Source organism: Helicobacter sp. MIT 05-5294 (assembly GCF_000765675.1).
Classification (GTDB): Bacteria; Campylobacterota; Campylobacteria; order Campylobacterales; family Helicobacteraceae; genus Helicobacter_D.
Genome location: NZ_JRPA02000004.1, coordinates 108,437 through 129,456, shown reverse-complemented (window position 1 = coordinate 129,456; position 21,020 = coordinate 108,437). Strand labels below are relative to the sequence as shown.

The 21,020-nt window shown below is 38.6% G+C and carries 20 protein-coding genes; 11 read left to right on the top strand and 9 right to left on the bottom strand.

Going from position 1 to position 21,020, the window contains the following annotated elements; all coding sequences use genetic code 11:
• Positions 1-298 precede the first annotated feature (298 nt).
• Together LS69_RS03625 and LS69_RS03620 are read right to left on the bottom strand one after the other, a co-directional pair.
• Entirely contained in the window at positions 299-916 is a 618-nt protein-coding gene (locus LS69_RS03625) for a class II aldolase and adducin N-terminal domain-containing protein (protein WP_138122183.1), read from the bottom strand.
• A 13-nt stretch (positions 917-929) separates the two neighbouring features.
• Complete coding sequence (locus LS69_RS03620; RefSeq protein WP_138122181.1) at positions 930-1,808, bottom strand: M23 family metallopeptidase; 879 nt, start codon at positions 1,806-1,808, stop codon at positions 930-932.
• Between the two features lie 306 nt (positions 1,809-2,114).
• On the opposite strand from LS69_RS03620, the gene grpE reads away from it, so the two are divergent.
• The 6 genes from grpE (at position 2,115) to LS69_RS03590 (ending at position 8,633) form a co-directional block, all read left to right on the top strand.
• The gene (gene grpE / locus LS69_RS03615) at positions 2,115-2,690 is read left to right on the top strand and encodes a nucleotide exchange factor GrpE (RefSeq protein ID WP_138122179.1); all 576 of its coding nucleotides are present in this window, start codon (positions 2,115-2,117) and stop codon (positions 2,688-2,690) included.
• Positions 2,691-2,739: 49 nt separating this feature from the next.
• The gene (gene dnaK, locus LS69_RS03610) at positions 2,740-4,611 is read left to right on the top strand and encodes a molecular chaperone DnaK (RefSeq protein ID WP_138122177.1); all 1,872 of its coding nucleotides are present in this window, start codon (positions 2,740-2,742) and stop codon (positions 4,609-4,611) included.
• Between the two features lie 398 nt (positions 4,612-5,009).
• A complete protein-coding gene (gene mnmH, locus LS69_RS03605; protein WP_138122174.1) occupies positions 5,010-6,011 on the top strand; it encodes a tRNA 2-selenouridine(34) synthase MnmH in 1,002 nt (333 codons plus the stop codon).
• A gap of 9 nt (positions 6,012-6,020) precedes the next feature.
• Positions 6,021-7,118, top strand: a complete 1,098-nt coding sequence (prfB, locus tag LS69_RS03600; protein WP_138122172.1) for a peptide chain release factor 2 — start codon at positions 6,021-6,023, stop codon at positions 7,116-7,118.
• A 46-nt stretch (positions 7,119-7,164) separates the two neighbouring features.
• On the top strand, positions 7,165-8,154 hold the full coding sequence (gene msrP, locus LS69_RS03595) for a protein-methionine-sulfoxide reductase catalytic subunit MsrP (protein ID WP_138122170.1): 990 nt from the start codon (positions 7,165-7,167) through the stop codon (positions 8,152-8,154).
• Positions 8,154-8,633: a hypothetical protein gene (locus tag LS69_RS03590; protein WP_138122168.1), complete on the top strand. Its 480-nt coding sequence runs from the start codon at positions 8,154-8,156 to the stop codon at positions 8,631-8,633. The genes msrP and LS69_RS03590 overlap by 1 nt, the downstream gene beginning before the upstream one ends.
• On the opposite strand, the gene murJ is transcribed toward LS69_RS03590, so the two are convergent.
• Positions 8,592-10,160 (bottom strand): murein biosynthesis integral membrane protein MurJ, encoded by a 1,569-nt coding sequence (gene murJ, locus LS69_RS03585; RefSeq protein WP_138122166.1) that lies wholly within the window; start codon positions 10,158-10,160, stop codon positions 8,592-8,594. The two genes, LS69_RS03590 and murJ, sit on opposite strands and share 42 nt — an antisense overlap.
• A gap of 99 nt (positions 10,161-10,259) precedes the next feature.
• Here murJ and LS69_RS03580 point away from each other — a divergent pair, with 99 nt between their 5' ends.
• The 5 genes from LS69_RS03580 to LS69_RS03560 are packed head-to-tail and all read left to right on the top strand — an operon-like array spanning position 10,260 to position 15,405.
• Positions 10,260-12,047 (top strand): FapA family protein, encoded by a 1,788-nt coding sequence (locus LS69_RS03580; protein WP_138122164.1) that lies wholly within the window; start codon positions 10,260-10,262, stop codon positions 12,045-12,047.
• 10 nt (positions 12,048-12,057) lie between these two features.
• On the top strand, positions 12,058-12,639 hold the full coding sequence (gene ruvA / locus LS69_RS03575; RefSeq protein WP_138122162.1) for a Holliday junction branch migration protein RuvA: 582 nt from the start codon (positions 12,058-12,060) through the stop codon (positions 12,637-12,639).
• Positions 12,640-12,651: 12 nt separating this feature from the next.
• The gene (rimO, locus tag LS69_RS03570; RefSeq protein ID WP_138122160.1) at positions 12,652-13,989 is read left to right on the top strand and encodes a 30S ribosomal protein S12 methylthiotransferase RimO; all 1,338 of its coding nucleotides are present in this window, start codon (positions 12,652-12,654) and stop codon (positions 13,987-13,989) included.
• Positions 13,964-15,076 carry a tRNA lysidine(34) synthetase TilS gene (tilS, locus tag LS69_RS03565; RefSeq protein ID WP_238699116.1) on the top strand — a complete coding sequence of 371 codons (1,113 nt, stop codon included), beginning with the start codon at positions 13,964-13,966 and terminating at the stop codon, positions 15,074-15,076. The genes rimO and tilS overlap by 26 nt, the downstream gene beginning before the upstream one ends.
• On the top strand, positions 15,073-15,405 hold the full coding sequence (locus LS69_RS03560; protein ID WP_138122158.1) for a DsrE family protein: 333 nt from the start codon (positions 15,073-15,075) through the stop codon (positions 15,403-15,405). Before tilS ends, LS69_RS03560 begins: the two co-directional genes overlap by 4 nt.
• Here LS69_RS03560 and LS69_RS03555 read toward each other — a convergent pair.
• The 6 genes from LS69_RS03555 to LS69_RS03530 all read right to left on the bottom strand — a co-directional run bounded on the left by LS69_RS03555 (position 15,395) and on the right by LS69_RS03530 (position 21,018).
• Positions 15,395-16,462 (bottom strand): glycosyltransferase family 9 protein, encoded by a 1,068-nt coding sequence (locus tag LS69_RS03555; protein WP_138122156.1) that lies wholly within the window; start codon positions 16,460-16,462, stop codon positions 15,395-15,397. The two genes, LS69_RS03560 and LS69_RS03555, sit on opposite strands and share 11 nt — an antisense overlap.
• The gene (locus LS69_RS03550; RefSeq protein ID WP_138122154.1) at positions 16,459-17,391 is read right to left on the bottom strand and encodes a lipid A biosynthesis lauroyl acyltransferase; all 933 of its coding nucleotides are present in this window, start codon (positions 17,389-17,391) and stop codon (positions 16,459-16,461) included. Before LS69_RS03550 ends, LS69_RS03555 begins: the two co-directional genes overlap by 4 nt.
• Positions 17,388-18,404, bottom strand: coding sequence for a lipopolysaccharide heptosyltransferase I (gene waaC / locus LS69_RS03545; RefSeq protein WP_138122152.1), 1,017 nt, complete (start codon positions 18,402-18,404; stop codon positions 17,388-17,390). Before waaC ends, LS69_RS03550 begins: the two co-directional genes overlap by 4 nt.
• A 4-nt stretch (positions 18,405-18,408) precedes the next feature.
• Complete coding sequence (locus tag LS69_RS03540) at positions 18,409-19,893, bottom strand: Ppx/GppA phosphatase family protein (protein ID WP_138122150.1); 1,485 nt, start codon at positions 19,891-19,893, stop codon at positions 18,409-18,411.
• A gap of 5 nt (positions 19,894-19,898) precedes the next feature.
• Positions 19,899-20,156: a YfhL family 4Fe-4S dicluster ferredoxin gene (locus tag LS69_RS03535; protein ID WP_138122147.1), complete on the bottom strand. Its 258-nt coding sequence runs from the start codon at positions 20,154-20,156 to the stop codon at positions 19,899-19,901.
• Between the two features lie 151 nt (positions 20,157-20,307).
• Positions 20,308-21,018, bottom strand: a complete 711-nt coding sequence (locus tag LS69_RS03530) for a hypothetical protein (RefSeq protein ID WP_194145397.1) — start codon at positions 21,016-21,018, stop codon at positions 20,308-20,310.
• Between the last annotated feature and the right edge of the window lie 2 nt (positions 21,019-21,020).

Below are 21,020 nucleotides of genomic sequence, written 5' to 3'. Positions count from 1 at the left end.
GCGAATATTTGCATATTTGCGATTCTTTTTCTTTGAAGTGCCAAAGCTAAAAAGAGAATTTAAAAATAAGAAACGAGAGAAATAGCAATCCATAATGTAGGGATTCAGAAAATTTTACAATCGTCATTGTGAGGAGTGAACAAAGTGAGAGACGCGGCAATCCATATTTTAGAATCTCCTAAAGTTTTGCATTATGGATTGCTACAGCCTTTTACAAGACTTCGCAATGACAGCAAAAATGCACAATGCGCAATGTAAATTCTATTAAGGACGCAATGCAACAAACCGCACCGATTCCTTAAATATCAAACAAATCTTGCGTTTGTTTGCTTCCCTCTAATAGGCTACTAAAATGCAAAATCTTACAAGTGTTTTCTAAAAGTGCGAAGAGTTTGGAAAGCATTTGCAAATCCCGATGATAGACATAAACGCCGTAACCGCGAATCACCATAATTTTTTTACCGCTTTCTTTGAAATACCGATTGATTTCCACATCGGCGCGTTCATACCAGCTATCAAAATCTTTGGGGTCATACACATCAAGTGTTCCTAAAACTTTATATCCGAAATAATCTTTAGGGATAATTTTGTTGTGCGTTAAGGTGTAAGAAACACAAAAAGGCGGCATTCCATAAGCGATATATTTAGCACTTGGGATATTTTGATAAAGCAAAGAATGAATAAAAGCATCAATACTTGCAGTATTCCAGCGATAATCTCGTTTGTGATAAAGCATGATCAGTGATTCCTCATCTAAATCGTCAAAAATCGCATCTTTTTTGTTAATCAAAAAATGCCCTTCTTCCAACTTGGTAGAAATAGAACCATGAAAGATTCCTAAGAAGTTTTTACGAAACATTGAAAGGGAAATAGTTTTGAGATTCTTTAGAATCTCTTTGTCTAATGCGTGGTCCATGCTTTGCTACTTTTTAAGGATTATTAAAAAGCGCATTGGCTTGTGCGATAAAATCCAAAGGATCTACTTGCGCCCCGCGAACAAGAATCCCAAAATGCAAATGCGGTCCGCTAACTCTTCCTGTCGCGCCACTTAGGGCAATCAAATCGCCTTTTTCTACGATTTGCCCCACTTGCACTTTTAATTCACTGCAATGATAATACATACTAAAGATTCCCTCTCCATGGTCTAAAACAACAGAACCTCCGGCTAAAAAGCGATTCTTTGCGATGACGACTTTTCCGCGATTACTCGCGTAGATTTCTGTGCCAATCTTCGCCCGAAAATCCGTGCCACTATGGTAGCTTTTAAGCTCGTTATTAAAGACTCTAGCACTTCCAAAAGGGCTAGTGATGACGCTTTGCATTGGATAAGCAAAAGTAGAATCCCAAAGGCGTGTTTGGCTGTAATTGCTATAAATCTTGTTCGCTTCTTCTCGTTCTTGGTTGATTCTTTCTTGATTTTTTGGATTGGGCTTGACTTTGTTTGGACTTGCTTGGATTTGCTCTTTGGTGTAATTTCCTGCAATCACTTGCACCAACGAACCATCTTCTAAAGTCGTTGTAGAAGCGGGTGTGCGGTAAGGGATAGAGAGAATCGCGATTTTTTGCGATTTATCTGTGGGGTGTGGAATCCAAGAATAGGTTTTTTGATGGATTTTAATAGGTTTTGGATTCTTTGCATTGGTGGATAAGATAATCGTTTTGCCATTTTCTACTTGAAAGGTCGCAGGGGTAGAATCTTGCACGGGATTCTGCAAGGAATCTTGGGCAAAAGTTTGAATCCCAAAAGCAAGAATCCCTAAAATAAGGAGCTTTTGAAAGATTAAAGGAGTGAGACTAAAGTTTTTCATTGGAGTCTGCCTTGTCATGTTTGGATTGAATTTATAAATTTTTAAGTAAGAATAACAGAGTTTTGCTTAAAATCCAAACGCGCGATAAAAATCTATACAGTTTGACGATTCTTTATTGAAAAATGTCCTAGAATCCGAACATTTTAACTTAGATTGCATGTAAATTTTTAAGAAACTTTAGTTTATTTTGTTAATTTAACTTGACAATACTAGACTAAAGTTATATAATTTTGCTTGAAATTTGAAAAAATAATTGCTAGAATTTCAACTTTAAATGATTTAAATTCAGATTTCAAAGGAGCGAAAGTGCAAGAGAAAACAGAAGTTGAGCCAAACGAAAATGAAACTTTTGACGATTCGCAAGAAGACTTAGAAAAAAATAGCGAATCGCAGGAGGAAAGAATGGAAGAATCCGACTGCAAAGAAGCATTACAAGCCCAAATTGGTGAGCTAAAAGACCAATATATGCGTGCGTATGCTGATTTTGAGAATACCAAAAAGCGTTTGATTCGCGATAAAGACCAAGCCTTGGAATATGCGTATGAGAAAATCGCTAAAGACTTACTTCCAAGTCTTGATACTCTTGAAATTGCGCTAAAAACGATTCGTGATTCCAAAGAAGCGAGTGAGAATCAAGGTGAGATTTTAGGCAAGATTGAAGAGGGAATCGCGCTCACTTTGGATAATCTGCTAAAAACCTTAGCAAAACACGGGATTGAACCCATCTTGACAGAGGGAGGGTTTGACCCGAATTTCCACGATGCGATTATGCAAGTGCAGAGTGATACGCACGAATCGGGCGAGATTGTTGCAGAAATGCAGAAAGGTTATAAATACAAAGAAAGGGTTTTGCGTCCCTCTATGGTGAGTATCGCCAAATAATTTAGGAATCGCAAGTTCAATTTACTTTAATTAATAGAAAGGATTAAAAATGGGAAAAGTATTAGGAATTGATTTAGGAACAACAAACTCTGCAATGGCAGTATTTGAGGGCAATGAGGCAAAAATCATCGCCAATAAAGAGGGCAAAAATACTACGCCTTCTATCGTGGCTTTTACTGATAAAGGCGAAGTGCTAGTAGGCGATCCTGCGAAGCGTCAAGCAATTACGAATCCGGAGAAAACAATTTATTCTATCAAAAGAATTATGGGATTAATGTTTAATGAAGACAAAGCACAAGAGGCTAAAAAGCGTCTTCCTTATAAAGTTGTAGATAGAAATGGTGCGTGTGCGATTGAGATTGCGGGGAAAGTTTATACTCCGCAAGAAATTTCAGCAAAAATCTTGATGAAACTTAAAGCGGACGCAGAAAGCTATCTAGGTGAAGAAGTAACCGAAGCGGTTATCACCGTCCCAGCGTATTTTAATGACGCACAAAGAAAAGCAACTAAAGAAGCAGGAACGATTGCAGGATTGAATGTGCTAAGAATCATTAACGAGCCGACTTCTGCGGCTTTGGCTTATGGTTTGGACAAAAAGCATTCCGAAAATATCGTAGTTTATGATTTGGGTGGAGGAACATTTGATGTTACCGTGCTTGAAACAGGAGATAATGTTGTTGAGGTAAAAGCAACCGGCGGAGACGCGTTTTTGGGCGGAGATGACTTTGATAATGCAATCATTGATTGGGCGGCAGCGGAATTTGAAAGTGAAAATGGAATCAATCTAAAAGGCGATGTAATGGCATTGCAACGATTGAAAGAAGCTGCAGAAAATGCCAAAAAAGAGCTAAGTAGTGCGCAAGAAACCGAAATGAATTTGCCTTTTATTACTGCTGATGCAAGTGGTCCTAAACACTTGGTCAAAAAGCTTACACGCGCAAAATTTGAAAGTCTCATTGAGCAATACATTAATCAAACCATTGATAAAATCGCCAATGTAATCAAAGATGCGGATTTAAATAAAAGCGAAATCAATGAAGTTGTGATGGTGGGTGGTTCTACTAGAATCCCAAAAGTGCAAGAAAGGGTTAAAGAGTTTATCGGCAAAGAATTGAATAAATCCGTAAATCCTGATGAAGTCGTTTCTATGGGTGCGGCGATTCAAGGGGGCGTTCTTAAGGGCGATGTGAAAGATGTTTTATTGCTTGATGTTACACCTTTAAGTTTGGGGATTGAAACGCTTGGTGGCGTAATGACAAGGATTATTGAGCGTGGAACTACGATTCCAACGAAGAAAAATCAAGTTTTTTCAACCGCTGAAGATAATCAACCCGCAGTTACGATTCAAGTGCTTCAAGGAGAGCGTGAATTAGCGCGTGATAACAAAACGCTTGGCAACTTTGAACTAAGCGGAATCCCAGCTGCGCCTCGCGGTGTGCCACAAATTGAAGTTACTTTTGATATTGACGCAAATGGAATCCTAACCGTGAGTGCAAAAGACAAGGCAACAGGCAAAGAGCAAGAGATTAAAATCACAGGTTCTAGCGGATTGTCAGATTCTGAAATTGAAAAAATGGTCAAAGACGCAGAGCTTAACAAAGAAGAAGATAAAAAGAAAAAAGAAATCATTGAAGTGCGCAATCAAGCAGATAGCTTAGTGTATCAATCACAAAAAAGCCTTGATGAAATGAAAGATAAAATTGACGCAAGTGAAGCGGAAAAAATCCAAGCGGCTATTTCGTCTTTGCAAGAAACACTTAAAAATGAAAATGCAACCAAAGAAGAGATTGACGCGAAAGTTAAGGCGCTCACAGAAGCAAGTCATAAACTTGCAGAGGCAATGTATAAAAAAGACGAAAATGCACAAGGTGGCGCACAAAGCAAAAAAGACGATGATGTGATTGACGCGGAAGTAGAATAGCAAACTTTTAAAAACTTCGGAATCCTTCGGGATTCCGTTTGACTATTATTTTGTCATACTCTCTTTGTCTTTGTTTTCATTTCTTTAAGAAGTAAATTTGGAGAATAAAAAGTAAATTTTCACTTTGATTTCAATTTTAATTCAAACCAACCAAGCTTAGCAATGATTGCCTACGATAAAGCAATCCATAATCTAAAATCTAGCCTTTAAAGATTCCATTGCAAAGTCAAGATTGCCAACAATATCAATTTGCGCTTAAGAGATTTGCTCTTTTCCAATAAAACCATAAATTTAGCGATTTATCGCAAAGGATTTAAAAACTTTTGTTACAATTCGCTTTATTTTTGCTAGAAATCCTTTGTTTTTGCGAGGGATTGGCTTGGATTAGGAATCTTAAAATGAATATACTTCCCGCCAAAGAATTTTTAAAGGCTGATTTGTCTTTGATTATTGATGTGCGCTCCCCTAGAGAATACGCAGAATCACATATCGTGTGTGCGCAAAATTTCCCTGTATTAGATGATGAGCAATTCCAACAAATTGGCACATTCTATCATAAAGATTCTTTTGGCGCGAAAGTCTTAGGGGCGAGTTTTGTTAGCCAAAATATCGCAAAGCATCTTTTGAATCTCAAAGATAAAATCAGTCCCAAAAAACCTGTTGGAATCCATTGTGCGCGTGGTGGAATGCGTAGCCGCGCGTTTTTTATGGTGTTGCAAGAAATTGGCTATCAAGTCGTTTTATTAGAGGGTGGATATAAATCCTATCGTAAGGAGGTTTTGCGCTTCTTAGAGCAGCCTCCTTTGCATTCTTTTGTTACACTTGTGGGGCAAACAGGAAGTGGCAAAAGTGAGATTATCCAAAACTTTATCGATTCGCTAGATATTGAAGGAATCGCAAAGCATTTGGGGTCAAGTTTTGGGGCGATTTGTGGAGAACAGCCCAGCGTGAAAATGTTTCAAAATTTGCTTTTTTCGCGTCTTCGTGCGTTGGAAAATGCCCCTTTTGTTTTGGTGGAGGGAGAGAGCAAGAAGCTAGGCAATCTCATCTTGCCAACGCACTTTTACCAAGCTTATCAAAATGCCCCAAAGATTCTTATTGTCGCGCCATTGGAACAAAGGGTGCAAAGAATCGTAGCACAATATGGTAAGATTTCACTTCAGTTTTTTGAAAACTCAATGCAAAAGATTTCTCCTTTTATGAAAAAGGAGTTTTGGCAGGAAGCAAAAGAAGCTTTTTATGCGGGGAATTTAACGCGTGTTGCAGAGATTTTGCTATTAGAATATTATGATAAAGTTTATAAAAAAGAATCTTATCTGTGCGAAATTTCTTATCGGAATCTTCCTCAAGCGATTGCGGAGATTCAGGCTTTTGCTAGAGATTTTTATCGTTTGAAATAAAGGAAAATTTTGGATAATTACGAATATAGTGAATTGTTAAAAGAATTGGAGATTAAGCGTCAAAATATAGAGAAAATTATGCAGCCAGAGCTTCTGCAAAAGCGGATTGCTGAAATTACGGATTTAGAGCAGGTTAAAGAATTTTGGGAGGACGCTAAAAAAGCAGGGGAGTTGCAAAAAGAAAAAAAGCGGTGTGAGCGGCAGTTGGAAAAATATAATGCTGCAAAATCTGCTTTAGAGGACGCGAAAGAATTGTTTGAAATTTCTAGCGATGATTTGGAGAGTTTGGAGTTACTTTTCGCGGAATCCAAAGAGCTTGAAGAACAAATTAAAAATGCAGAAATTGAAGTGATGCTAAGTGGAGAATTAGACGCAAATAATGCGATTTTTACGATTACTCCCGGAGCGGGTGGCACAGAATCGCAGGATTGGGCAAGTATGCTTTATCGTATGTATTTGCGATGGGCAGAACGAAAGGGCTTCAAGGTAGAATTGTTGGATTATCAAGAGGGCGATGAGGCGGGATTAAAAGATGTGAGCTTTATTATTAAGGGTGAAAATGCTTATGGCTACGCAAAAGTAGAGAATGGAATCCACCGCTTAGTGCGCATTTCACCCTTTGATTCTAATGCGAAGCGACATACAAGCTTCACTGCGGTGCAAGTCAGCCCAGAGATTGACGAAAACATTGATATTGAGATTGAAGAAAAAGACTTGAGGATTGATACTTATCGTGCTTCAGGGGCGGGCGGACAACATGTCAATAAAACAGAATCTGCAATTCGTATCACGCATATTCCAAGTGGAATCGTGGTGCAATGTCAAAATGATAGAAGTCAGCACAAAAACAAAGCTACTGCGCTAAAAATGCTAAAATCCAAACTCTATGAGCAAGAAATCCAAAAACGCGAAGCACAAAATTCCAATGAAGATAAAAGTGAGATTGGTTGGGGGCATCAGATACGAAGCTATGTTTTAGCTCCTTATCAGCAAGTCAAAGATTCGCGCTCTAATCTCGCATATAGCAATGTAGAGGCGATTTTAGATGGGGATATTGATGCGATGTTAGAGGGCGTGTTGATTGCGTTAAATACACAAAAAGTTTAGCGTGGAATCTTGATTTGGGATTCTAATACGAGAATTAAGGGGAAAAATGGAAATTAAAAACTACAAAAATACAAGCAAACAAGAATGCCAAAACATAACGCCAGAGGAATTATTTTATCAAAGACGCAAATTTTTAAAGCTTGGAATCGGGAGTTTAGTAGCAACTGCAAGTGTGGAGCAGCTCCTAGCGCAGATTGGCGGAGAATCTTTTATGTATCGTGCAATGAGCAAAGAAGAGATGATAAAAATCAATGGACAAATGCTGACAAACACGCCAGAAGAGATTGCGACAAGCTATAATAATTTTTATGAGTTTGGTTACTCTAAAAGCGACCCAAAAGACAAGTCCAAAGGATTCCAAGCGCGTCCTTGGGAGATTAGCATTGAAGGAGAAGTGGAGAAGCCTTTTAAAATCTTAGTTGATGGATTGCTGAAGAAAATGAGCCTTGTAGAGAAGGTTTATTGCTTTCGTTGTGTGGAGGCGTGGAGTATGGTGATTCCGTGGATTGGGTTTGAATTGCGGGAGTTGATTGATTATGTTAAGCCAACTAAAGAGGCAAAGTTTGTTCGCTTTACAACCCTTTATGATCCTAAAAGATTCCCTATGCAAGGCGGATTTTTAGGATTAAATACAAGCTTTTTGGATTTTCCCTATCAAGAATCCCTAAGGCTTGATGAAGCAAACCACCCGCTTACAATGTTAGCAGTAGGAATGTATGGCAAGAAGCTTTTACCTCAAAATGGCGCACCTATCCGCTTGGTAGTGCCTTGGAAATATGGCTACAAGATGATAAAATCCATTAGCAAAATTGAATTTTTAAAAGAGCAACCCATTTCTACTTGGGAAAAAGAGAACCCCAAAGAATATGGATTCTATGGCAATGTAGATCCGCAAGTATCGCACCCGCGTTGGTCGCAAGCAAGTGAGCGCGTGATTGGACAAGGAGGAGGGCGCACACCAACACTCTATCTCAATGGCTATGCTAAGGAAGTGGAGCATCTTTATGTAGGGTTGGATAGGGCGAAGCTGTATTAATGCCTTTGGAATTATTAATCCCTAAGCTTTATTTGTGGAGTGGGTGGGCGATTATTGTTTGCATTTGTTCTTCGCTGATTTTGCCACACCAAAACTCCCACAAAATCGCATTTAAGAAGATTTTAGGAATCTTTGCTTTTGTTTTTTCTCTAGTGCATTTGGGAATTTTTTTAGTGCTTGACTTTGGGTTTGATTTTGGATTTATTTATTTAGAGTTGGCACAGAAACGATATTTGCATTTTGGGATTCTGTCTTTTGTATGTTTATTTGTTTGTGCTGTGGGCAGCTTTGGGCTATTTTTTAGGCTAAGGTTATTTTATTTGGTGCTTTTGGCGTTGATATTTGGATTAGCGCATATACTTCTAATCCAAAAAGTCATCAGACTTTGGCTATTTCTGCTAAGCCTTATGATAGTTATTTCGGTATCCTATAAGCTACTAAAGGCTAAAAATATAGGTTTTAAAACCAAGAAGCAATAGAAATTCAGTCGCTAAAATTAAGACTAAAGATAAAATCCATTTGGGATTCCATAGGATATTCCAAAACCGATTCCAACCAAAAAAATGCAAAGTTAAGAAAAACACAAAAAACCCGCTAATGCTGCCTCCAAGCGCAAGTCCGATTGCTCCAAAGTATTGCATTAAAATAAAAGAACAAAATGTGCCAACAGCAAGAGAAAATGCCGATATTTTGGCAGCAAGGGATTGGAGGGATTTGGAATAAAGCCAAAGCGAAAAAATCCGTGCTAACCCAAAAGGCAACAAGCCAATCAAATAAGCCCCAAAAACACTCGCGCATATCAGCGTGTCTTGACGCGTGAATTTACCTCTTTCAAAAAGTAACCAAATGATTTCATTTTGCAACATTAATCCCCCAACGACGCACAAACTAAGCAGAATACTAAGTAACCAAAAGGAGCGTGAAAGCTCCTTTAAAGCTAAGGATTCTTTGGATTCTTTGATGTATTTTGCGACCAAAGGAAAAAGCGCGGTAGAAGTCGCAATCGCAAAAATCGCCAAAGGAAGCTGAAAAATACGATTGGCATAATACAAGCAAGAAATACTACCGCTTACCAAAAAAGAAGCCAAAAGTGTATCAATAAAAGACGCAAATTGCGCGGTGGAGCTACCAAACATCGCAGGAGAAAATTGCTTAAAAAATCTTTTAACACTTTGGTTTATCGTTTCTTTGCGCCATTTTGCTTTTTTGACCGCACTTCTCAAGCATGAATCTTGTTTGGATTCCATACTTTTAGATTCGTTCTTTAGGTTTTCAGAGACAAGCAAATCTTTCCTTATTGCCTCTTCAACCCCAAAGCACGAATCTTGTTTGGATTCTGCATTTTTGCGCACACTCCAAATCTCCTTAACTCCCACCCAAAGCAATCTAAAGAATCCCAAACGCCACATTGGGTAACAATGCAACAAAATTTGTGCGATTCCACCACAAAGCACCCCATAACTTAAGATTAGAATCGCCTCATAGGATTCGCTATCACGCGCTAAGAGCAGGGCGCAAATCATTGCGAGATTCAAAAGTGCGGGAGAATAAGCCCACGCGGTGAAGTTGCGTTTGAATTGTAGCATCGCACCAAAGAGCGTAACAATAAAGATTAAAAGCAAATACCAAAAATTAATGGTAACCAAAGGCGCGGTTAGCTTGATTAACTCATCAGAGAATCCAAAGGCTAGGAGTTTTGTTAAAGGAACACTAAAAACACATACTAGCAAAGAAATCACAAGCAAAATCACACAAAAAATTAAACCAATCTTAAGTGCGAATCCTCCACGGAGTGTGGCGTTAAAGAATCCGGGCAAGAACGCTTGGTTGAACGCGCCCTCTCCAAACACGCGTCGGAAGAGGTTTGGCAGCTTAAAAGCGACAAAAAACATATCGCTATAAATGCTAGAACCTAGAATCGTAGCGGTGAGTAAATCACGAAAAAACCCAAGAATCCTAGAAGTTAGGATTCCGCTGCTGTTGGTAAAAAAAGCTTTTAGAAACATTTTCATTCTCTTTTTGGCGCAAAATGCGATTTTTTAAATTAATTTTATAACAACTTAGGATAAAATTAATTTATTTTTGCTTAAAAAGGTTTTGGAAATATGTTAAAAAAATCATCGCAGACATTTAGACCTTATTATGTTAATGAATGCGAAGATATTAAGTTTGCTATTAAACAAGTCTCTGCCCAATTTAATCGGGACGCAGATGAATTTGACTTTGAATTGCAATCTATCACGACTTACAAAAAAAACCTTTATGATTACGAATCCCAGCTGATTCCCGCACAAGAAGTTGATACATTTTTTAGCAGTCGGGACAATATGCTAGAACCAAACCTTGTAATGAACCAACGCTATTGTATTTTGATTAAAGAAAAAGAGCGCAGAGAGACGCGATTCCATTTTACTGCGGATAAAGCTTTCAGTGAGGCGTTTTTGACCTTTAGGGCGGGTTTTAATTACGACAAAGAAGATTTTGATAGCGTTTATATGCAAATCAAAAAAGAAAAGGCTTGGAATCGGATTTTGTGTTTTAATGAACAACAAGAAAGAGACGCGCTAGAGGGGTTTTTAAAAACTTTAGAATATCCTCTTAGAGGGGAAGTGCGGTATAAAATCCTAAGTGGGGTGAATCTGATTCCAAGCGTAGAGGGGAATTTGGAGTTTAAAAAAGACATTACAGGGCAGTTTCAAACCGTGATTAAAGATGATATTATTTGCGAATACAGAAAGCCATTGCAAGGCAAGCCCGGGCGCAATATTCGCGGAGAATATATTATCCCACAAAGCCCTAAAACTCTACACCAACCCTGTTCCTTGCAATACGATAAAGAAAGTATTGAACCCAAAGAATATCCTTGCTATATTTACTATGTAAGTGCGATTGGTGGAATCCTAAAATATGAAGATGGATTCTTGTATGTGCGGGATACTTTAGAGACAGAATCCGTTACACTCAAAACCACCGGTTCGTTAGTTGGCAATATCAATAGTGGCACGATTATTAATATCACCCAAAAAGACGCGATGAAAGAGGCATTGGGGCAGGGAATGAAAATCCAAGCCGGAGAAGTCAATATTGAAGGAAATATTGGTTCTAATGCGGAGATTAATTCCAAAGAAGTGCGCATTGGTGGCTTCACGCATCAAAATTCCAAAATCTATGCCAATGACGCAGAAATCGCAACGCATAAGGGTTATGTGAAAGGCGAATATGTCAAAGTAGAAATGCTAGAAACCGGAATCGTAGAGGGCAAAAGAGTAGAAGTGGATAGAGTATATGGAGGCAAAATTTATGCCGAAGAAATCGTGATTAACACTTTACACGCCAATGCGTTTTTGTATGCGACCAAAAGCATTCAGGTTAGAAGAATGGAAAAGGGAGAAAACAAGTTTTTCTTAGCGGCAAATTATAGTCCAGCAGGAAAAGAAAAATACGATGCGCTCCTAAAGCAAAAAAATGAATCCATAAAAGAGGCAATTCGCCTAACAAAAGAGTTAAAAGTAGAGAGTTTGGAACTAAAAAAGCTCAAAGCAACTGCCGATGAGATTCGTGGCACTTTGATTCATTACAAAAACACCAAAACCACGCCACCAAGCTACTTACTTGCGAAGTTTGAAGAATATCATCAGCGCGTTCTCGCACTCAAAAACAAGCGTCAAAAAATCAACGAATTAAGTGCAGATTTTAAAAGCGCGCGTGAAGCCTTGAATATGCTAGATGAAATGACAAAAAACGCTATAATTATGATTGATGGCGGTTGGATTGGCTATAATGAAGTGCATTATGTGTTTTATTCTCCTAGTCGCGAATTGCTTTGTGTGCCAAAGCCCGGTGAGCCTTCTAAAGTTGTCTATCAAAAAGGCAAAATTCAATTAGTTTTATAAAGGAAATTTTATGATTATCGCTCTTGTCGGCGAGATTTTTATCAAAGAACCTACGCGTGTGGCACTGAAATGTGCCGGGGTCGTCTATGAAGTGTTTGTGTCTCTGCAAACTTCTAATCAAATCAAAGCAAAAGTGGGAGAGAATCTGACTTTGCATATTTCGCATATTATTCGTGAAGATGCGCAAATTTTATTTGGTTTTGCAGAATTAATAGAAAAAAATCTTTTTGAAAGATTGATTAAGATTAATGGCGTAGGTCCAAAGGTTGCGTTGGCGATTCTCTCTACTTATAATCCGCAGACTTTCGCACAGATTGTAGAAAGCAATGATATTAAGTCTATGCAAAGAGTTCCGGGCATTGGTCCAAAAAGTGCGGGGAGAATCTTGGTAGAATTGTCGGGTTGGTCGCTAGAGTTGGCGCAAAATGGCGGAGCAAAAGTTGCAGAGGATTCTAATTTGCACCAAGTGGTTTTGGCATTGGAATCTTTGGGCTACAAAAATGATTTGATTGCCAAAGCGACAAAAGGCTTAGAAAATGCCGAAGTTGGCGAAATGGTAAAAGCCGCATTGAAACGATTGCAGACTTTGTAGGTTGGGGTAGAGATGAGCAAAAAATTGCATTTAATTTCGCTTGGTTGCACAAAAAATCTTGTGGATAGTGAGGTAATGTTGGGGAATTTAAGCAAGTATGAAAACACGCAGAATCTAAGCGAAGCCGATGTTGTGATTGTGAATACTTGCGGATTTATTGAAGCGGCGAAGCAAGAAAGTATCCAGAGTATTTTAAATGCTTTGGAATCCAAAAAAAAAGACGCGATTTTGGTGGCGAGTGGCTGCCTAAGCGAACGCTATGCTAAAGAATTAAAACAAGAGATTCCAGAGATTGATATTATCACGGGTGTAGGGGATTATGATAAAATTAATCAACTCATAGAATCGCGTAAAATCGGGGATTCTATCCTTTCAAACCACACCGGCGTGTTTTTGGCAAATGAGAATCATCATCGCGTGATTAGCGGTTCTTCTATCCACGCGTATATTAAGCTTTCTGAAGGTTGCAATCAAAAATGCAGTTTTTGTGCGATTCCAAGCTTTAAAGGCAAATTGCATTCGCGCACATTGGAATCTGCTTTAAAAGAAGTCAAAAATCTAGTCGCGCGTGGTTTTAGGGATTTTAGCTTCATTGCACAAGATTCTAGCTCTTATTTGCGTGATTTTGGGGTTAATGATGGTTTGGTGGATTTGATTAAAAGCATTGATAAACTTGCAAATGATGGATTAGAAATAAAAAGTGCGAGGATTTTATATCTTTATCCCTCTAGCACTTCTAAAGGGCTAATTTCTGCGATTCGCGATTCTAAAGTCTTTCAAAATTATTTTGATATGCCTTTGCAACATAGTAGCAAAAAAGTGTTAAAAACTATGGGAAGAAGCGGAGAGTTTTTGGGCTTATTAAAAGCAATGCGCACTGTGCCAAATAGCTTTGTGCGCACGAGTTTTATCATCGGACACCCTAATGAAACAGACGAGGATTTTGAAGAATTGTGCGCGTTTATCCAAAGCTATACTTTTGATCGTATGAATCTTTTTGGATTCTCTTGCGAGGAGGGGACAAAAAGCGCGGCTTTGGAGCAAATCCCACAAAAAACCATTAATGCGCGATTGAAGACGATTAATAAAATCTTTCTAAAGCAGTATAAAAAGAATCTGAAAAACTTAGTTGGCAAAGAGATTGTGGCAATTTTAGAGGGAAAATCCGCAGAATCAGAATATTTTTATAGTGCGCGAGATATTCGTTTCGCTCCTGAAATTGACGGGGAAATCTTGATTAACGACAAAGAAATAGAAGAAGATTTGGAAGTTGGATATTATCGCGTCAAAATTACAGAAGTTGTAGGAGAAAGTGTGCTTGGCTGTGTGCTTGGACGCGCAAATGTATGATTTGGAGATTAAGCTAGATTTTTTAGAACTTCTTAAAAATGGTCGGAATCTCTTAGCTTTCTCGGGCGGAGTGGATTCTAGTGCCTTGTATTTCTTACTAAAAAAAAATGGAATCCCCTTTGATGTGGCGATTGTGGATTATGGTTTAAGGAGACAATCTAGCCTTGAAGTCTCCTATGCGCAAAACTTGTGCTTTAGGGATAAAAGGCAGTGTTTTATCCAATATGCGCCTAAGATACAAGCAAACTTTGAAAGCAATGCGCGTCAGTTTCGTTATGGGTTTTTTGAAGAACTCATCGCTCAATTTGGCTATACAAACTTGATTTTAGCCCACCAGCTGAATGATTCATTAGAGTGGTTTTTAATGCAGTTTTGCAAAGGAACAAGCCTATCTAAAATGCGACTTTCTCCCCAAAGCAAAAGAGTTTTGGCAAGGAATCTTGATAGCAATTATAAGGAGATTTTTTACTTCATCGTGCGTCCTTTGTGGCAGGTTAGCCGTGCGCAAATCCTCCAATGCTTGACAGAACATCAAATTTTTTATTTTGAAGATTCTAGTAATAGCAATATGGGATTGAAGCGCAATTACTTTAGGGAGAAGTATTCTAACGCACTATTGGAGGAATTTCAAAGTGGAATCTCCTTTAGCTTAAGGTTGTTAGAAGAGGATTTGGGGTGTAATCCGCTTAAGGGTGAGATTTTCGAGATTTTAACTTTAGGCAAATTTTGCGTGCTTTCCTTAGAATCTTTGCAAGGAATACCACAGCAAATAGAAGCGATAGATGAGGTATGCAAAGAATGTGGAATCCTGCTTTCGCGTCCGCAGAGATTGGAGCTAAAAGAGGCTTTGGGAAAAGAAGAGTTTTCTTTTGTTTTTCAGGCAAGAATCGCGATAGAAAAACGAAATAATAGAATATTTTTTTCTCCTGATTTGCAAGAATCTTTAGTAATCCCAAAGGCTGTGCGTGAGAAATATCGTAAGCTTTGGATTCCAAAACGATTTAGAATCTTTTTGTTTAAGGCGGCAAATTTAGGATTAGAACAAAAAATTTTAGATAAAATCCCAAAAACAAAGGAGAAAGAATGAATAAAGTTTTGTTGCTTACAAACGATGCAATTGGAGAGAAGGGTGAGCTTGGGCATAAATTGGTGATGAGTTTTTTAAGCACATTGCTTACGACACAAACGCCTTTTGAAGAGATTTATTTGCTTAATCGTGCGGTATTACTTGCGACAACAAACGCGGAGGGGATAGAGGTTTTAAAACGCTTAGAAGAAAAAGGGGTCAAAATCTATGCTTGTCAAACTTGTTTAGGGTATTTTAATGTGTTAGAGAAGCTAAAAGTCGGCAATGTTGGTAATATGCAAGGCACAATCCACGCACTTTTAAACGCGCAAAATGTGGTTAGTTTGTAGGCATTAGTGGGGAGAGAAAATTAGCCAAAGTTTGCAAGGCGCGTTCCTCGTTTAATTTGCTTAGCAGACAATCGCTTTTTTTGCTTCCATTGCAACCATCTCTCCCGCAAGGAATGCAATCTAGGGATTCTTGATAAACGCAGTGTTTGCCCATTTTTTGGATTCCTTTTGTCGCAGTATAACCAGATTCCATTAATGTATTATCCCATGGACCCCAAGTGTTGGGCGCAGAGGGACCAAAGAATGCAAAGGTTGGAATATCATTTGACGCGCTTAAGTGCATAATGCCGGTATCTACGCCGACGAATGCAAGGGCTTTGGAGTTTAGCAAGGAAACTTCAGATAGCGAGAGATTGCCATTAAAGTAAAGTGGCTTTGTGGTGGTGAGTTTTAAGATTGCTTGGAGTTTCTCGCCCTCTCTTGGATCGCTTGAAGCAGTTAGAACGCAAGGGATTTGGTAAGTTTTCCAAATCAAGTCTATTAGCTTAGCGCAAAAATCATCTCCTAAATTTTTAAAAAACCAACTACTAAAACAATGCAAATGAATGAAGTGTTTGGGCAAATTGGCAAATTTATCACAGGATTCCATCCTTGAAGCGGTTACGCGTTTTTCTAGGATTGGAATCCTAAGTGCTTGGAGTGCCAATAAATTATAATCAATTGTATGTTGTCCTCCTTTGGCGGTTAGCGGGTGTGTATAGATGTTTTTTGCCCAAAAGCTGCGAGGAGGAAATCCTACGCGAATCTTTGCACCACTCCAAAGACTTAAAAAAGCAGTGCGTTCCCCACTAGTCAATCCTATGACAAGATCATATCTTTCGTGATAAATTGCACTTAGAAGCGAAATTTCTGTGTAGAGTTTTTGCAAAGGGTTTTTGAGACGCTTTAAGGTATGGATTTTGCGCACAAATTGATGGCTTAAGATTCCTTGTGTGCCATAATTTACAAGCATATCTATTATGCAATCTTCACCAAAATGCGCTTTAAGGTTCGGGAAAAGCGGACTTGTTAGCAAGACATCACCGATTTTATTGAGCTTTATAATCAAGATTTTCATCGCCTCTCCTTATTTTGGTAAATATGTTTGTATTGATTTTTAAATTTTTTGTGGAACCATAGCCATTCTTTGGGATTTTCACGGATTACTTGTTCTAAAATATCGCTTTGGATTTGCGTTAAACTCTGAATATCCGCTTCTAAATCCCCTGTTTCTTGAAATGCAATAGGAGGCAGAATCTTAATGAGGATTTGGCGGTAGTCTTTAGAATAGTGCGCAAAAGCATGGACGATTTTCGCATTGTATTTTAAAGCTAAAATGGAGGCAAAAGGAGTATGGCGGACATTTTTATCAAAAAATTTTACCAAAAGCCCCTCTTTCCTAGCGGTGTTTTGGTCGGTTACCGCCCCGACAACTTTAGTTTTATTCAGTGCCTTGACGATTCCCAGCATTGCGCCTTTTTTGTCTAATATTTTGATTTGAAACCTTGAGCGCGTTTTGGAAAGATAGCTATCAAACAAATCGTTTTTTGTGGGTCTCGCAATTGCAACAATAGGGTGGTTAAAATGGCAAGAAAATGCCGGAGTTGTGTATTCCCAATTCCCATAATGTCCGGTAACAAAAATGATTTTTTCGCCTTTTTGGAGCAAGGATTCAACGATTTCTGGATTTTCAAAGCAAGTCATTTGCACAATATGCTGCTTTTTGCTAACAGAGAGCATAAAAAAGGCAATAGAATTATAAACAAGATTAAGGTAGTTAGTTTTAAGAACCTCGTGTTTTTGCGCTTTGGACAGAGATTCGCCATAGGCAAAATCAAGGTTTGCGAATAAATCAAATTTGCGCCTAGAATCCAACAAATACAAGACAAACGCGATTCCTTTTGCGAGATTAAAACGCAAAAAATGAGGCATATATAAAAAGAAATAGCCCAATAGCTCTAAGCTAGAAAAAAACAGCGTTTTTTTGAGATTTTGTAGAATTTTCATAATGCTTCTTTTGAATCTTGATTGACAAGCAATTCGCAAACAAGCTCATATAAGCTATTTGGCAGAATCTCGCGAATGCTAAAATCATCTTTTTGATAATTCGCCTTTGGGTTTGCACTTAGATAAAGATTATGCGGAGTGTGGAGGTTGAATCTCTGCGGTGGGGTCGCGCCAAATAATGTAATTGAGGGGCGATGCAATGCCCACGCAAGATGTGTAATGCCTGTATCCCCACCAATGACTAAATCCATCTGCGCCACAAGCGTTTTAACACGATTTAGAGTGAGATTGTTAATGCTTTGGAATTGCGCGTTTTTGGGATTTGGAATCTCTAAGCGAAAGCGACTTAAAAAAAGCGGAATCCAACCTTTGGTATTTAAAAGCGAAGCAAGGGCGACGAAAGATTCCAAAGGATAAGTCTTGTTGGGTTTGGAGGTTTCTAGCACGCACAGAATCTTTTTGCCCTGTGGCAATTCAAAGGGTAAAGGCGTGTTTTGGAATCCCAAAAAGCATTGAGGATTTTTTAGGGATTCCAAAGAGGGGGGATTTATTCTAAACGCACCTAATGCCAAAGTGGCATTGCGCAACAAAATATGCTCTTCATAGGAAATGGGAATCTTTTGGTTGTAAAATAGAGTTGCAAGGGATTCTTTGGTTTGTTGGAAGCCTACGATTTTATTCGTCCTTAAGAGTTTGCTAACCAAAGCAGACTTTAGCAAACCCTGCAAGTCTAGCGCGACATCATACGATTCTTGTTTGAGTGTGCGATAAATGCTTCGGAGACATTGGAAATCTTTGGACGCAATTGCGCGTTTGAGTGGCAATGCGATGAGTTTATCAATGCAAGGTGAATCCTCTAAAATCTCACCAAAAATGCTATCAACATACCAATGCAAAGTTACTTCATAGGTTGCTTTTAGGGATTCCAAAAGCAGTGGCAAGACACTTGCACTATGGATAATATCCCCTAATGAGCTCAAACGAATAATAGCGATTTTAAGAGGAGTTTTCATGAGCTCATTTTAAAGGGTTTTGCGACGAAGCAAATATAATTTTTGTGATTGGATTGGGGAGAATCAATTTTGCAATTTGCTCACGCACAAGATAGGAGGGATTGGGGTGTGAGATTTGCAAAGTAAATTCTTGGTTTTTCAAAACAAAATCAAATCCAAATGCTTTGGGGGTTTGGTTTTGGCTTAAAATCTCGCAAAGCCCGACAAAAAAGCTAAGAATCCTAAGGGTTTTTAAATCGGGCAATAAATTGGCATATTCCAAAGAATCCGGAATCTTCTTAGTGGAAAATCGCACAAGAGTAGCAATCAGTAAGCGGTCTTGATGGCTTAAACCATAATTGAGTGCGTGAAATAAAAGGTAATTGCCATGATGACTTTTTTCGTAGAAATTCAGCGCGATTCCGATATTGCACAATTCCGCGCTAATGCCCAAATGCTGATGATAAGAATCGCTAAGGAGTGAATGGGGTTTTTGCGCTTCAAAAAGCCTTAATGCAAGAGTTCTTTGCAAATTGGATTTTTTAAAGTCGCGAATGAAGCGGTCTTTTAGATTCCGCACACTAGGATTGAAATTTGGAGGAAAATGCCCATTTTCGTGGCGTAATAAATCTTCTAAAAACACACCCTCGCGCACCCCAACTCCGCTTGTAACAACGCTTGAAGCTTTAAAACTAAGCAAGGCAAGGTGAAAGATGAGTGCGCCACCTTGTATGGAATCAATCCTATCTTCTTTAATACCTAAACTTAGCAATTCATCGGGCTTTGCAGTGTAGATTTGGCGGAAAAATTCAGTGTGTGCTTGGAAGTCGTATTCAAAAGCGTGTAGAGTATCTAGCGGATAGTCGGTTTTCTTTTGAATCGTTTTGCTTAGTGCTCTTGCAGTGCCTCCGATTCCAAAAATACGCTTATGGCGAAAGTGGGGCGGCATTTGTGCGAGGGTTTGCTGGACAAATGCAATTGCACCCTTTAAATCACCCTTGTCAAAAAATAATTCTTTTAAACGAATTGTTCCGATATTAAGCGAGATTTTGTCAATGACTTTGCAGTTTTCTATCAAAGCGCATTCTGTGCTACCTCCGCCAATATCAATCGTTAGCCCCTCACGATAAGAAAGCAGATTAAGCGCACTTAATGCGCCAAAATACGCTTCTTGCTCTCCTGTAATAACTTTGATTTTTAGCCCGATTTCTCTTGCGAGTTTTAAAAACTCTGCTTTATTGGGCGCATCACGCACTGCCGAAGTTGCGACACATAGAATCTTACGCGCTTTGTGGGATTTGGCAATCCACAAAAAATCCTTTAAAGCACAAATCGCTCGTTCCATTGGTTTAGGTTGTAGATAACCTTGATGTTCGTAAGTGGATTCGGAGATTCGGACTTTGCTTTTAGCTTCATAGAGTAAATGGAATCCCAAATGGCTTGTTTTTTCAAAAATTGCCATTCTTGCGGAGTTTGAGCCAATATCAATGATTGCGGTAATTTTTGCCAATTTCTTTACCTTAAATCTTCTTGATGAAGTTGGGAATGTTTGAATTTTAGCTCTTCTAAGGTTTCCACATTATCAGGGTCGGAAACAATCGCATCTACGGGACAAACAGAGAGACAAGCGGGTTCATCGTAGAATCCATAGCATTCTGTGCAGCGTTCAGGGTCTATGGCGTAGTAAGGATCTCCCTCTTCAATCGCTTCATTTGGGCATTCTTCGCGACAGGCATCACATGCAATACATTCTTCATTGATCATCAAAGACATAGGTTGCTCCATAAATTTAAGTTGATAAAATTCAAAAGGGGCTTTTTAACTAAAAATTTCTAAATAATTACTTAAAAAATATTTTTCTATCTGATTTTACGCCCAAACACTATAAAATATTCCAATGAAGATTTTAATTTCTTTAGTGGTTTTATAACGCCAAGATTCTTGCATCAAGTGCATTTAAAAGGCTTGGTTGTGCGGATTGGGCTAAATCTTCTGGAATCTCACTTAAAAGGATTTTGCCGTTTGGAATGAGCGGGATTAAGGAAAAGTTGGAATCCAAATCCAAAAAATCTGCTTGTGCGAAAATGGATTTTGTCAAATCTTCTTTGGAATCTATGCGAAAGATTCTCTCTAGCCCGATTTTGAGCGCATATTCGCTTAAATCCCTAAGTTCTTTTTGAGTGAAAAATTTTGGGGTTAAAATCACAGCGTCCGCGCCATATACAAGGGATTCTAAGAGTTGATAGGAATCCAAAATAAGAAAATCATAAATCAAAGGAGTTTGAACATAGCGGCGAATAAAGGTCAGAATCTCTAAGGATTCTACTAAAAAGCCTTTTGCGAGATTCTCGTAGTTTTTGGCGATTTGCAAGATAGATTTGGGGTTGGAATCTGTTTGTGCAAGAAAGCTTTGAGAGAAACGATAAAGGCATGGAATGCTAGAATCTCCGCAGTCTTTGGAATCTTGGCAATTTGCCTTAGATTCTGTGGATTCTGCACGATTTAGGCATAAAGTGCGGGGTTGATAGGGTGTATAAGCAAGTGCGCGTCCAAGCCAATCTTGAGGAAAGCTTTGTTTTTTGGATTCTATGGCTTGTTTGATTTTTTCAACTTCAATCTTAGAAAATTCCCGCAAAA